13 protein-coding genes are annotated in these 14,688 nt (G+C 41.9%); all 13 read right to left on the bottom strand.

The window, feature by feature from the left end; genetic code table 11:
* Positions 1-50 precede the first annotated feature (50 nt).
* The 13 genes from hypD to hydE all read right to left on the bottom strand — a co-directional run bounded on the left by hypD (position 51) and on the right by hydE (position 14,512).
* A complete protein-coding gene (hypD, locus tag E7274_RS09765; RefSeq protein ID WP_304175599.1) occupies positions 51-1,094 on the bottom strand; it encodes a hydrogenase formation protein HypD in 1,044 nt (347 codons plus the stop codon).
* Positions 1,094-1,303: a HypC/HybG/HupF family hydrogenase formation chaperone gene (locus tag E7274_RS09760; protein ID WP_033153322.1), complete on the bottom strand. Its 210-nt coding sequence runs from the start codon at positions 1,301-1,303 to the stop codon at positions 1,094-1,096. The genes hypD and E7274_RS09760 overlap by 1 nt, the downstream gene beginning before the upstream one ends.
* Positions 1,294-3,651 carry a carbamoyltransferase HypF gene (locus tag E7274_RS09755; protein ID WP_304175597.1) on the bottom strand — a complete coding sequence of 786 codons (2,358 nt, stop codon included), beginning with the start codon at positions 3,649-3,651 and terminating at the stop codon, positions 1,294-1,296. The genes E7274_RS09760 and E7274_RS09755 overlap by 10 nt, the downstream gene beginning before the upstream one ends.
* A 105-nt stretch (positions 3,652-3,756) precedes the next feature.
* The gene (locus E7274_RS09750; protein ID WP_304175596.1) at positions 3,757-4,170 is read right to left on the bottom strand and encodes a 4Fe-4S dicluster domain-containing protein; all 414 of its coding nucleotides are present in this window, start codon (positions 4,168-4,170) and stop codon (positions 3,757-3,759) included.
* Between the two features lie 105 nt (positions 4,171-4,275).
* A complete protein-coding gene (locus E7274_RS09745; RefSeq protein WP_304175594.1) occupies positions 4,276-5,355 on the bottom strand; it encodes a hydrogenase large subunit in 1,080 nt (359 codons plus the stop codon).
* A gap of 1 nt (position 5,356) precedes the next feature.
* Entirely contained in the window at positions 5,357-5,719 is a 363-nt protein-coding gene (locus tag E7274_RS09740) for an NADH-quinone oxidoreductase subunit C (protein ID WP_033153317.1), read from the bottom strand.
* Positions 5,720-5,731: 12 nt separating this feature from the next.
* Positions 5,732-6,175, bottom strand: coding sequence for an NADH-quinone oxidoreductase subunit B family protein (locus E7274_RS09735; RefSeq protein ID WP_304175592.1), 444 nt, complete (start codon positions 6,173-6,175; stop codon positions 5,732-5,734).
* Between the two features lie 24 nt (positions 6,176-6,199).
* A complete protein-coding gene (locus E7274_RS09730; RefSeq protein ID WP_304175591.1) occupies positions 6,200-7,075 on the bottom strand; it encodes an NADH-quinone oxidoreductase subunit H in 876 nt (291 codons plus the stop codon).
* The gene (locus tag E7274_RS09725; RefSeq protein ID WP_304175589.1) at positions 7,075-9,012 is read right to left on the bottom strand and encodes an NADH-quinone oxidoreductase subunit 5 family protein; all 1,938 of its coding nucleotides are present in this window, start codon (positions 9,010-9,012) and stop codon (positions 7,075-7,077) included. The genes E7274_RS09730 and E7274_RS09725 overlap by 1 nt, the downstream gene beginning before the upstream one ends.
* A gap of 175 nt (positions 9,013-9,187) precedes the next feature.
* The gene (locus tag E7274_RS09720) at positions 9,188-10,666 is read right to left on the bottom strand and encodes a 4Fe-4S dicluster domain-containing protein (protein WP_304175587.1); all 1,479 of its coding nucleotides are present in this window, start codon (positions 10,664-10,666) and stop codon (positions 9,188-9,190) included.
* Positions 10,667-10,695: 29 nt separating this feature from the next.
* Positions 10,696-11,883 carry a [FeFe] hydrogenase H-cluster maturation GTPase HydF gene (hydF, locus tag E7274_RS09715; protein WP_304175585.1) on the bottom strand — a complete coding sequence of 396 codons (1,188 nt, stop codon included), beginning with the start codon at positions 11,881-11,883 and terminating at the stop codon, positions 10,696-10,698.
* A 77-nt stretch (positions 11,884-11,960) separates the two neighbouring features.
* Positions 11,961-13,403: a [FeFe] hydrogenase H-cluster radical SAM maturase HydG gene (gene hydG / locus E7274_RS09710; protein ID WP_304175583.1), complete on the bottom strand. Its 1,443-nt coding sequence runs from the start codon at positions 13,401-13,403 to the stop codon at positions 11,961-11,963.
* Positions 13,404-13,453: 50 nt separating this feature from the next.
* Entirely contained in the window at positions 13,454-14,512 is a 1,059-nt protein-coding gene (hydE, locus tag E7274_RS09705; RefSeq protein WP_304175581.1) for a [FeFe] hydrogenase H-cluster radical SAM maturase HydE, read from the bottom strand.
* Positions 14,513-14,688 lie beyond the last annotated feature (176 nt).

Genomic DNA, 14,688 nt, shown 5'->3' with positions numbered 1-14,688 from the left:
TCGTTCAAAGTTATAATAGCTTGTTAATTATTGTTTGTTCATTAAGTCATTTAATTGTTTACTAAATAGTTATTAAAGCAAGCGCCTTCCTCAGACACCATACAGGCCCCCTCCGGAGACATAGGTGTACACACCTTTCCAAATAATGGACAATCCTTTGGTGTGGCCTTACCCATCAGGATATCACCGCATCGGCATGCCTTGTTTCGCTTGTTATCTTCATCAAGCCCATCGCTTCCTGCATCAAAGCGCGCATATTCCTCTTTAAGCAATAGCCCCGAGCCTGGGATGATTCCCATTCCTCGCCATACCACATCGGCAGGCTTAAAATACTTGTTTAGCTGGGAAACGATGATGTCATTCTGGCCCTGTTCAACCACTGATGTGTAATAGTTTTTGACTTGTGGTTGATTGTTTATAACCATTTGAACCAGGCCATATATGCCTATGACTAGCTCCTTGGCGCCGAACCCTGATACTGCAAAGGGTATGCCGTACTTGGCTGCCAACTCATTGAAATAATCAGCTCCTGTAACTGCGCTAACATGGCCTGGAGCAATGAAACCGTCTATCTGCGCACCATTGTCGCAAAGATATGAAATAGCTCCCGGCATTGTCTTTAAAGCTGTAAGAATCTTTATATTAGAAAGTCCCTGGGCAATTGCATTGTCTAAAAGCAATGTGTAGACAGGGGCAGTTGTTTCAAAACCTACTGCTGCAAAAACATATTGCCTATCTGGATGATTCTTTGCCAGTGCAAGAACATCCATTGGTGAATAAACCATCTCCACCGAACCACCACGTCCCTTTGCTTCGTTCAAGCTTTCTTTGGAGCCTGGCACACGAAGCAAATCGCCAAATGTGGTGACTGTAGTGTTTGGCTCAAGACAAATATCTATTAGCTTGTCGATATAGGCTGTGGGTGTGACGCACACTGGGCATCCTGGCCCTGACAAAAGCTGAATCTTATCAGAGAGAATATCCCTGATTCCATGAGTCGCTATGGCATGAGTGTGGCTTCCGCACACCTCCATCAGCCTGATTGGCTTGCCATCATAGTTTCTTAAAAAATCTACAATCTCAGAGAACTCCATTAACCCTCTAGGCCTCCCATCAGCTCAATGATTTCCTCTGCTTCGTCCTTTTTCAAAGTCTGGATAACGCAGCCTGCATGAACTAGGGCGTAATCTCCCTCTTTAACATTTACAAGGCCTGCATATGCTTCAACTTCGTTTCCATTAAAGTCTACTGTGACCTTGCCGTCCTTTAATCTTTTTACTAAACCTGGTATTGCTACACACATTGTTCTACCTCTTTGTATGCCTTTTCAAATTGTGATAAAAAAGCCTGCCCCAAACAGATTCCCCCATCTCCAGGTGGCAACTGATTAGCCGTGTACACTTTGAAGCCCAAGTCCTCTAGCTTACTGACAGTACTTTCCATCAAAATTCGATTTAAAAATGTTCCTCCAGATAATACTACCTGTTTATTCTTATCTAGATTATTCTCGTATTCCTTTGAAATTTCAACTATATAATCTGAAACTGCCTCAATAAAGCCTCTGGCGATTTCAGCTTTATCTACCCCATTTGATATCGCATATACGATATCACGAAATAGATCCTTTGTACAACCATCCGAATTCAAATGAAGTTTGTATGCCTTATTTGTTGTGGCCGCAATGTTTTCCAGTTCAATTGGCGCCTGCCCTTCGTATGAATTGTAATGACATATATCAAGAAGTGCCGATACAGCATCAAATAATCGCCCCATTGATGAAGATGTTACTGTGTTTATATTTTTGTTTAATGCGGCCAAAATCAACTGGGTGTTCATGTTTATTTCTGTTGGCTGAAGACCGTTTCCATGAAGCATTGCTGTGAGGATTGTATCGCAGTTCTTTGCGCCTTCATCTCCGCCTATGAGTTTTACTGGCTTCAAATGAGCCACACGGTCCATCTGTTTATCTTTCCATAAGAATGTCTCGCCACCCCATATGGTTTTGTCATCTCCATAGCCTGTACCATCAAAAGCAAAGCCTAGGACTGTTCCATTTAGAGCATGCTCTGCAATTACCGAAGCCACATGGGCTTTGTGATGCTGGATTTCTATATCAAAAGTGGAATTGTTTCTACTAAAATATCCAGGATGCTTATCCACAACATTATTCTTTGGAGTAAAGCCAAAGATTGTTTCCATGGCCTTCTTTTCCTTTTTATAGAACTCCTGGCAGCTGACTGATTCCATATCACCCAGATATTGACTTACATATGCCAGTCCATTTTTCACATAACAAAAGCTGGACTTTAGATCTCCACCGGCTGCAAAAATCTCCCCTGGGATATCCACATGAATTGGCGCAGGCACATGGCCTCGGCCTCGCCTGATGAATTGTTGCTTGCCCGCCACTACCTTCATTACAGAATCATCCATTGGACGCAGGATTCGTCTGTTGTGGGATAAGATTGCTAGCGGTACGTCTCGCATCTCATCTGTTTCGGCCCGCTGTCGCAACCATTCTTCCATTTTATCATCGTCAGTTTCTAGCACATCTCCACTGGCATTTCCGCTTGTCATGATAAGTGGCCCCAGAGCTTTTGTCAGGAGTATCTGCACTGGGTTGCACGGAAGCATAGCTCCTATATCTGGGCTTGTGAGACATACGTTGTCTGCAAGCTTTTGTTCTAATTCGTATTTACGTTTTACAAGGACAATTGGCCTTGCAGGGCCTGCCAGTAGCTTGGCCTCGTTTTCATTGATGTGACAATATTCTTTTGCCTGCTCCAAATCATAAAACATCACCGCAAAAGCCTTGGCTTCGCGATGTTTTAGTAGCCTTAGATTTGCCACTGCTCTCTCGTTAAATGGGTCGCACACCAAATGATATCCACCTATATCCTTTACAGCTAGAATTCCGCCATTAAGTATATGGACAATTGCATCTTTTAGAGGTGTAAAGTCCTTATTGGAATTGTCTAAAAATTCACTTGTGAACTTTCTGTGAACTATATTTTTTGCAGGATATCCTGCATTTTGTGAGTTATCCACATTATTTTGGCCCGAAATAGCTATAAATGAAAGTTTTGGCCCACATTTATTGCAAGCAATAGTCTGAGCATGGCGTCTAATATCCAGCTTGCCTGTGTACTCTTTTTGGCACTCTGGGCACATTTCAAAATCCCCCATAGTGATTGTATCTCTATCATAGGGTAACTGCTCCAGTATAGAGTATCTTGGCCCGCAAACGGTGCAGCTAATAAAAGGATGCAAGTATCTTCTGTTGGTAGAGTCCAGCAGCTCTTTCTTGCAGTTCTCACAGGTTGCAATGTCCGCTGGGATGAGAGGAAGGTTTGCCTGCATGTCCTGATCGGATTCAACTATAGTGAAGCCTTTGCCTGGTAGCTCTATGGTTTCGGCAGTATCAAGCTCCTCTACCTCAACAGATGTTACAAAGCCCCCCGTCGGCACTTCCACTGCCAATCGACTTTGCAATTCTCCCAGTTTCTCCTCGTCTCCTGATGCGCACACCGTCACAATTCCTCCGGTATTTCGCACCCATCCATCTATATTCAATTCATCTGCCAGCTTAGCCACAAAAGGACGGTACCCTATCCCCTGAACTAAGCCTTTGACTATGAATTTTATAATCATATAAATATCCTACGTTATTTCAATCGTTATTATTCTTAACCAACAAACGCTCCCAGCCACAGCCAGGAGCGTTTAAATAATCTTGTTTGATAACAAAACAAAGCACTAAGCTTCTGGCTTTGTCCCGCCAGCAGGAGCTGCTGCAGCGGCTGGCTTAGCAGCAGGCTTTGGTGGCTCATAAGGCACTTCTACTGAGTAGTTGAACTTCTCAGGGCCTGGTTCCTGGTAGCCTGGTGTAATAGATAAACATTTCTTTGGGCACTTCTCTGTGCAGTAGCCACACTGGATACAATCAAAGCGATTGATAGTCCAGGTCTTCGCTGCTCTATCAACTTTGATTGCCCCTGGTGGGCAGCTACGCATGCACATACCGCAAAGAATGCACTGATCTTTATTAATGTCTACATGACCTCTCGTGCGCTCTGGATACTCTCTTTGTACAAAAGGATACTGAGTAGTAGCAGGCTCAGAAAAGAGGTTCTTTAAAACCTGTTTTGTAAAAGGTAATATTTGTCCCATAATCCTCCAATCCGTCGGTTACGCCTACAAGCCTTATGATTTCTCAGCTCAACTACATGTTTCGCTTGAGAAATATAAGAGCTTGTTGTCTACCGACTCATCTAATTATCTCTCAGTACAACTTATACAAGGGTCTATCGTAAGCACCAGCAATGGTACATCGCCATACTGACATCCCTGAAGTGTTTGAGTAAGAGCTGGGATGTTGGCGAAGGTAGGGGTGCGGACTCTGAAGCGATCAAGGAACTTTGTTCCATTGGCACGAACATGGTAGAACGCCTCTCCACGTGGCTGCTCAACGCGGATGAATGATTCGCCGTTTGGCATGCCTGTAACCTTTGTATTGATTTCTGTATCTGGAATCTTTGCAACGCACTGTCTGATGATATCGATTGATTGGAAAAGCTCTCCAATACGCACTTCACAGCGAGCATATGAATCACACTTGTTAGATGTGATTACCTCGAAATCAATATCATTGTAAGCTGCATAGCCGTTCTTTCTCATATCAACATTGATGCCTGAAGCTCTCATCATAGGGCCAACGGCGCCACGACGAATAGCGTCCTCGCCAGTGATAATACCAACATCTACAAGACGGCTCTTTACTGTGTAGTCGTCAAGGAAGATGCTTGTTGTCTCACGGATTTCTTTTTCCATTTCATCCAGCTGACGAACGAAATCCTTAAGCATATCATTTGGCATATCCTTCAGCACACCGCCGATTGTGTTAACTGAGAAAATAACACGTCCGCCTGTTGATGCTTCAAACATATCAAGAATCTTCTCGCGAAGTCTCCATGAGTGCATGAACAATGATTCAAATCCAAAGCCATCAGCAAGTAGTCCAAGCCAAAGCAAGTGGCTGTGAAGGCGGCTCATCTCTGCCCAGATTGTACGTAAGTAATCTGCACGACGAGGAACCTCTACGTTCATAATATCCTCAAGTGCCATGCAGTAGGCCATGCCGTGCATGAATGAACAGATTCCGCAGATTCGCTCTGCCACATATACCATCTCATTGAAATCCTTCTTGCTTGTAAGGCTTTCAAGTCCTCTGTGGATGAATCCGATAGAAGGAATTGCTGCCAAAACCTTTTCGTCTTCCAAAACTAAATCAAGATGGATTGGTTCAGGAAGGACAGGATGCTGTGGGCCGTAAGGTACTATACTTCTGTTTCCCATACTACTTATCCTCCTTTTCAATAAATGGCGTCTCTACATCGATGCGATAAAGCTTATCGTGTAAATCCACCTTGATATTTTCTACGTTGAGTCCCCAAAGCTCGTGCATCTCATTTTCATAATATATTGCAGATTTGTATACACGAGAGATTGATGGGACCTCCTCATCACGCTCAGCAATGAGTCTGTAATTTGCAAAATCATATCCATTTGCAAAGGAATATGTTACCTCATAATGATTTTCTGCTTTTGGGAATGAGCAGCAAATCTGGCAAAGTCTCCAAAGAGCATTCTTCTTTTCCATGATTACCTGGAGGAGCTCAGCCTTGTCAATTAAATATAAATCCTTTTTTAATTCTTGCATGATTTCCTCCTACTAATTATCCTTCTGCTCTGCCTTAAGAGCCTCTGCCTTTTCCTTGAACAGGCCGATGCCCTTTACAACACCGTCGATGATTGACTCTGGACGAGCAGCACATCCTGGGACATAGATGTCTACAGGAATAACTGTGTCGGCGCCACCTTTGATGTTGTAGCACTCTTTAAAAATTCCGCCTGTGCAGGCACATGTACCAACAGCGATTACAACCTTTGGCTGTGGCATCTGTTCGTATATCTGCTTTACAACGGCTTCATTCTGAGAATTGATACCACCAGTAATAAGGAAAATATCAGCATGCATTGGGTTACCTGTGTTGATAACGCCAAATCTTTCTACATCGTAAACAGGTGTAGTACAAGCTAAAACCTCTATATCACATCCATTACAGCTACTTCCATCATAGTGAAGGAGCCATGGTGATTTATGTATTGTACTCATTTCTTATCCTCCTAACTCCAAACATTAACCCATGATAATCTCTAACAAGAAGAGATTCATACCAGCTGCAACGATTGTTACGCCCCAAGCAAGCTTGAGCATAAGCTGCCATTTTACTCTTGCTGAAGTGTTGTCGATGAGAATCTCAAGGAACCACACAACAAGAATTGCAACGATAGCACCAATCACTGAAAGTGGGTTGCTGTTAAGGAAGAATAATCCAACTATACCAAGAAGGATTGCATTTTCGTACCACTCAGCAAGTGTAACCATTCCGTACTCCTTACCTACCATCTCAGAAGTCACGCCCTTGATGACCTCCTGATGAGCATGATGAGATGTAGAAATATCGAATGGCGACTTTCTAAATTTGATTGTAAGAATAAATACAAAGCCTACAAAAAATCCTGGCAAGTAAATGATGTTGGAATATGTTGAATTCATCACTATCTCATTTACATTGAATGTTTTTGTAGCCAGATAAAATCCAACTGCCACCAACAATTCCATTGGCTCGCATGACATAATCTGCACTAGTTCTCTGTGCGTTCCCTGAGAAGAGAATGGTGAGTGAGTTGATGTAGCTGCCAAAATCAAAAACATTGCTGCTGTTGAAAGTGAAAATACAACAAGTAATAAATCAAAGCCAGCGAAAAAGATTACTCCTGATAGTACGATAAAAAATACGTATGAGTAAATCATAAATAGCTGCTGCTTGTTTGCTGTTAAAAATTCTTTTTCGAAAAGCTTTTTGATATCGAAGAAAGGCTGGAGTACCGAAGGTCCACGTCTTCCCTGCATACGTGCAGAAATCTTTCTATCGAAGCCATCTAAAAGTCCGATAACAAAAGGTGCTAAAAGTACATAAAGTACTGCAATTATAATTCGAGTTGTAGCCATTAGAACGCACCTCCTATCACGATAATCATATAAACAATTATGATAAATGTAGAAATCATTATTGCAGGAGTGAATAGCTTCTTTTCTCCCATGATTTCTTCCATGTAGAAGTTTGCAATGTGCATCTCCTTTGGATCACCTGTTGCTGATACGAAGTTGAAGTTGTCACCAGCATTGGCACCACCCATGTATGTGATAACCTGCTTTGCTTTTTGTCCCTTTGTCAGAACATAGTTTACAAATGGGACCACAAAGATGCCTACCAAAAGTACAATCATGATGACCATATTCTGGTATGAAATAACCTGTGTTGCTGTGCCAAACATATCATTTGAAAGTGGCTTTAGCACATGCTTTGACAGCCATGGGAACCCCAGGATAAGTGCGAGCATCATAAATGCATGGAAGAACATTGAGATATACTCGTTCTTCTTTGTAAGATCTCGTGACTTTTCACGTGGTGAAGCTCCAAGAATCTTTGACATCCACTTTGTCCAATAAAACATTGTAGTTGCTGAACCAAAGCAAATGAAAAGTACCATAAGTGTTGATACATAAACCGATGTAGTATCAATAAATGCCTTAAGTGCTGCCCACTTAGAAATAAGCATTCCAAATGGTGCAAGGAACATGCCTGCGATACCAATCATAAGGATTACGGCTAGCTTAGGGAAGATTGAAATCAATCCCTGCATATCCTCAACGTCGCGGCTACCTGTTGTGTTTTCAATAGCACCAACGCACTGGAAAAGCATAGACTTTGAAACAGCATGGAAAATTACAAGGAATACCGCTGCCCAAATTGTCTCCTCATAGCCACAGCCAGTACATGCAACTATAAGGCCCAGGTTTGAAATTGTAGAATAAGCCAGCACCTTCTTGCCATCAGAAACGGATATAGCAAGGCAAGATGCAGCAAGGAATGTGAAGCCACCAATAAGGGCTACCATGTTTCCTACATAGTTATCTGCCATTGCAACAGATATTCTGATTAACAAATAAACACCAGCTTTTACCATTGTTGCACTATGAAGAAGTGCTGATGATGGTGTAGGCGCAACCATGGCACCAAGCAGCCATCCTGAGAATGGGAACTGTGCCGATTTTGTAAGTGCCGCAAAAGCCAGGCATGCTATTGGAAGCATGTTTCTGATGTTGGTAGGATCTGCCTGAACTAAATCAATATAGTCAAACAGATTTACAGTTCCATACCATAAATATCCAACTGAGATTGCTGCTGCCAATCCACATCCACCAAGCAAGTTCATCCATAAAGCCTTAAATGAATTGTTTATAGCCTCATCAGTTCTTGTATATCCAATCAACAGGAATGATGTTACAGATGTGATTTCCCAGAAGAAATACAGACTACATAGATTTGCTGAAAATACCAAACCAAACATAGCACCAAAAAATACAAATATCATGGCCAAGAAAAAGCTTCTTCTATCCTTTAGCTCTTTGTGATGATGAATGTGATAGCCATGCATATATCCCACTGCGTACACTCCAATCAGTGTACCAACAATTCCAATAATCAAAATCATAATCAATGTGAGATAATCAAATCGCATTGTGTAACTGCTTGGAATTTTTGGCCCTGCCAACTCCAAAACGGTTGGTATCACTGTGGATACAATGGTTAGCAAAGATATAATTAATTTCTTATACTTTGCACAAAGATGAATAATGAAAAACATTAAAAGAATATCGCCCACAACAAAAACATGACTGAATGTTTCCTGATATGGCAAAGAAAAATTCAGTGTTTGGCCACCAGCCCTAAACCACTGAACCGCTGTAATGATGGATAGAATCATTACAATTGCGCATCCTAGATAGACGAAAAAAGCCCTGCATTTTGAATGATGAATCAATGCAGGAAAAATCGCCCACAGAAATGGCAGACAGATTAACGCTGTTACTAGCATTTCCATATGTTATTAACCTCCATATTATTACATTATATCTTTTGATATATTTTTAACGCACTAGATATACTATATCACAAATTTACTAACATAGCGTTGATTTTTTTGTCTTTTTATGGTTATTTTTCCACAAAAATACACCCTGTCAGAAAACTCTCCGACAGGGTGTAAAAATTATAACTTATTCCATATGTCCGTCTCTGTACATTGAGAACTTATCCATTGGGTAATTCTTAAGGTTTTCAAGAATCTTACGTCCATCAGCCTTGCCAATAAGACCTGTTCTAGCCTTAATGATTTCTCTCTCAGCCTTGTGCTTAGAAGGTCCGCCAACGCAACCTCCATCACAAATCATTCCTTCGATGAAGTCTACATCAAGCTTACCACTCTTAAGAAGCATAAGCGCCTTTTTACATTCAGCACCACCTGCGCACTGCATAAGCTTGATATCGTCTGTGTTCTGTCCACGCTCCTGCATACACTCGATAACAGCCTTTGCAACACCGCCTGAAGAAGCAAAATTCTTACCAAATGTTGATGACTCCTGGTAGTTCTCCTCTACTGGCTCAAACTCTACGCCCTTTGAACGCATAAGTGCACGAAGCTCACCAAATGTGATAACGTAATCTGCATTTCCTGGAACTGACTCATCAGCAGCTTCAGATTTCTTTGCAATACATGGTCCAACGAATACTGTAACTACATCCTCACCCTGTGTAGCCTTAAGAAGACGTGAGATAGCACACATAGGTGAAATTGTTGAAGACATGTTGTTTTCGAACTGCTCTGGGAAGTGCTTTCTAAGCATGTTGATGAAAGCTGGGCAGCAAGATGTTGTCATCTTACGTCCTTCTTCCTTTGCCTCAAACCACTCAGCAGACTCGTAAGCTGCTGTCATATCTCCACCAAGACCTACTTCTACCATGTCTGTGAATCCAATCTTCTTGCAAGCTTCCTTAACTGCAGCCATAGAGATATCCTCACCGAACTGTCCTTCTGTAGCAGGTGCGCACATAGCGTAAACCTTCTTGCCTTCAAGGATAGCCTTGATGATATGTACAAGATATGTCTTAGAACCGATAGCACCGAATGGGCAGCTGTGGATACAGTGACCGCATGAGATACACTTCTCATCATCGATTACGCAGTGACCGTACTCATCGTAAGAAATAGCACCAACTGGACAAGCCTTCTTACATGGTCTCTCAAGGTGAACGATTGCACCATAAGGACATTCCTTAGCACACATACCGCACTCCTTACATTTTGAAGGATCGATATGCATTCTGTTATCACCTGGAGCAATAGCACCAAACTTACAAGAGTTGAGACATGCCTTTCCAAGACAGAAACGGCAGTTGTCTGTAACTGAGTAAGATGCGATAGAGCAGTCATCACATGCAGGCTGGATTACCTGTACAACGTTCTTTGAATCAGGGTTAGTAGGAAGATTCTCTGCGCAAGAAAGGATAACACGCTGTCTTACGATTTCGCGCTCCTTGTAAACGCAACAACGATATGTTGGTCTTGGGCCAGGGATGATTTCATAACAAACCTGTTCCTTGTGAGAAGCATCGAGCTCACCCTTCCAAGCAAGCTTACACACTTCTTCCATGATGTTGTGCTTTAAACGCACAATACTTTGATCTGAAGTTACCATATTTTTCTCCTTTTACATTGTTTGCCAGTTTAATTTAAAACCTCTAGACTTCTGTCTAATATTCCATTGAAATGGGCAATGGCCATTCCATAGTTTACTATTGGAACCCTCTGCTCCACGCAATGCTTAGTTCGACTTTGCATCTCGCTAGCATTAATCATGCAGCCCCCGCAATGAACTACTAATTTATATTTTGATAAATCTTCTGGAAATTCATTTCCCGAAGAAAATTCAAAATCAACATCCTTACCTGTATGCTTTCTAATCCATCCAGGTAATTTTACTGTGCCGATGTCATTGCACTGTCTGTGATGTGTGCAAGCTTCGGCAATCAAAACCTTATCATGGTCCTGCAGATTTTTAAGTGCAGCGACGCCCTTTAGCTGGGTGTTAAGGCTTCCTCTGTATCTTGCCATCAATATGCTAAAAGATGTCAAAAGTATATTTTCAGGCACCATCTTCGATACTGTTTCAAATGCTTGTGAATCAGTAATAACAAGTGATACCGACTTATCTTCATTAAGTACCTCTGTGAGCTCTTCTGGCTGACAGCAAATGGCTTTGCATCTGTGGTCCAGTAAATCTCTGAGAACCATTTGCTGAGGCAATATGATACGGCCCTTTGGCGCCGATTCATCAATTGGAATAACAAGCACAACTGTGCTTTTTTCTGGTACTAAATCAGCAACAAATGGTGGCTCTGTAATCTTTGGTGCAAGCTGAAGAAGTGCCTGCTTTACAGTTGCCATATCGTCTGTTGTGGCATCCACATAAAGAAGCTTTTCGTCTGATGACAGTTCCTCAAAAGGATGACCTGCCACCTCATCCACGTGATTTTCAATGATGATGTATGGCACCTTGCGTTCCTTAACCATCTTTAGAAAAGCAACCTCTTCTTCTGTGAGATGGTCTGCTCTGGCATCAAGTACCAAAACAACGATATCCATCTCATCAAGGATGCGGTATGTTCTTTCTTTTCTAAGCTCACCTAGCTCTCCCTCATCATCGAAACCAGCTGTATCAATAATGACAACTGGTCCCAATGGAAGAAGCTCCATAGTCTTTCTAACTGGATCAGTAGTGGTACCCTTGTGTGCAGACACAAGTGATACTGCCTGATTTGTAAGCTTATTTACAATGCTTGATTTTCCTGCATTTCTAATTCCAAAGAAGCCAATGTGAATACGCTGGCCACTAGGTGTATTATTCAAGGACATTTTTTCTTCCTTTACCAAGACTTAGACATCATAATTATACAAAATAACTTTGTCTATTTTATTAAAAATCTGAGAACTTAGAAGCGGAAATCACGTCTATCTGAGTTCTTAATAGCTTCGATATTTTCAAGAGCTGTCTTTCTAACATTTTCCTTAGGAATCTTCTTGAGCTCGTCTTCAATCATCTTGTAGCCGATTTCTCTTGTCTCCTCTGAAGCATAGTCAACAAGGTACTCTGTAAGAGTCATAAGAGCGTTTGGATGGCAGCAGTTGATAATCTGGCCGCTCTTGCAAAGTGACATGAATCTGTCACCAGTACGTCCTGCACGGTAGCAAGCTGTACAGAATGAAGGGATGTGACCAGTCTCCATAAGCCAACGAACAACCTCATCAAGTGTACGCTGATCTGAAACATCGAACTGCTCTGTATCGTGTGGTCTCTCCTCTTCTGTGTAGCCACCTACTGATGTACGGCTTCCACCTGAAACCTGTGAAATACCAACCTGAAGCATCTTGCGACGAACTTCCTCTGATTCACGAGTAGAAATAATCATACCTGTGTAAGGAACTGCGATTCTGATACAAGCTGCAATCTTTGTGAACATCTCATCTGGGATTGAGTTGTCGAATGCCTCTGGATCGATGTCGTCAGCGTGCTTTACACGTGGAACTGAGATTGTGTGAGGTCCTACGCCGTGAACAGCCTCAAGGTGCTCAGCGTGCATAAGGAGTCCCGCAAACTCATACTTGTAGCTTTCAAGTCCGAAGAGAACTCCAAGTCCTACATCGTCGATTCCACCTTCCATAGCACGGTCCATAGCCTCTGTATGATATGCATAATCGTGCTTTGGTCCTGTTGGATGAAGCTCCTCATAGCTTTTTTTGTTGTATGTCTCCTGGAAGAGGATGTATGTACCGATTCCTGCTTCCTTGAGCTTGCGATAGTTTTCAACTGTTGTAGCTGCGATATTTACATTTACACGACGGATATCGCCATTTTTGTGATGAATGCTGTAGATTGTGTTGATGCACTCAAGGATGTACTCGATTGGGTTGTTTACAGGATCCTCACCAGCTTCGATGGCAAGTCTCTTGTGACCCATATCCTGAAGTGCGATAACCTCAGCCTTAACCTCTTCCTGTGTAAGCTTCTTACGGCCGATGTGCTTGTTCTTTGCGTGATATGGGCAATAAACACAGCCATTTACACAGTAGTTTGAAAGATAAAGTGGTGCAAAGAGAACGATACGGTTGCCATAGAAAGCATCCTTAATCTCCTGTGCTACCTGATACATCTTTTCGATGTATTTAGGCTCCTCACAAGCAAGCAAAACTGATGCCTCACGGTGAGTAAGACCTTTGCATACACATCCTTCTGCTGTCTTTACTGGACGAGCCTTTTCTAGTAATTCTTCGATTAATTCGAAGTTGTTCTTATTTGCCTCTGCATACTCGATAGTATCTAAGATTTCCTGATTGTCGATAAACTCTTCTGCTTTTAAAGATTTTACATTGTACATTTTTAATACCTCTATTCAACATCCTGCTAGTTACTTACTAGCTAAATTAACTAAATTATAAAACCAGCTCTGTTTCCAGGGTCAGTAACAATTTTATACCCAATACTCTCCATGCGCTGGCCTAAGCAGCCTAAGCACTCGGCAGCTTCCTCTCCTGTGCAAATCTTATTATCGTATAAAGCGTATTTTTTTCTAACACCGGTAGGTGAAAGATTTGGCATGACTACATTAGCACCAGCCTTTATTCCCATTTCCCTGCCCTTTGGATGAATTGTGCCAAGGGCTGTGGTGGCTGGAAGTAGTACCTGTGGATAAATCATCCTTAGTAATGAAAGACAAAACAGTGTTGTCTCCAATGTGCCACTAGGGCTATTTGCAAATGGTGTTTCCTTATGGCTAATGAATGGACCTATGCCACACATATCTGGCTTGAATTCTTCAACGAATTTCAAATCCATAGCTAAGTCATAAGTGGTCTGGCTAGGTGATTCCACCATGAAGCCTGCACCAATCTGATAACCAATCTCTTTAAGATTCTTCAAACATTCCATGCGATTGTCCCATGAAAGCTCTGCTGGATGAAGCTTTGCATAAAGCTCTGGGTTGGCAGTTTCATGCCTGAGCAAGTAGCGTCTAGCACCTGCCTCGTAGTACTTTTGATAGCTTTCCTTTGAGCGTTCCCCGATGGAAAGGGTAACAACCATATCCTCATGGGATGCCTTTATTCTGCGAATGATATCGCATATATCCTCATCGCTATATGAGAAATCCTCACCGCCCTGTAGGACGATAGTTCTGAAACCAAGTGTGTAGCCTTCATCGGCGCACTCTACAATAGTATCAGCCGAAAGACGGTATCTCTCACAGTTGTGATTGTCTCTTCTGATTCCGCAGTATAAACAGTTGTTTCTGCAGAAATTTGTGAACTCCACCAGACCTCTGATGAATACTTTGTTGCCATAGTGCTGCTTCTGGAAGTGACGTGCATACTCTGCTGCAAGGTCTATCAGCTCCTGATTGCGATGATCAAGTAAATACTGGTACTCTTCGGTCTGAAGTGAATGTTCTGTATTTAATTTATCTAATAACTGTCTTGCTTTTGTATCCATAAATTAATTGATAAAAATTATCGTTTATTTTTTCACAATCAATACTATACCATAAAACTACGTAGCTTTTTTGTTTATTCTTTCATTTTGCTGTTCTTTTTTGTATACAAAAATTTACTAGAAAAAAGAGAGCTGGCAACCGCTGCCAACTCTCTCTTTTTTCGTAGGATAATTAT

This window comes from Pseudobutyrivibrio ruminis (genome assembly GCF_015057245.1).
Classification (GTDB): Bacteria; Bacillota; Clostridia; order Lachnospirales; family Lachnospiraceae; genus Pseudobutyrivibrio; species Pseudobutyrivibrio ruminis_E.
Note: the sequence above shows the minus strand (reverse complement) of the source record. Positions and strands in the feature narration are given on the sequence as shown.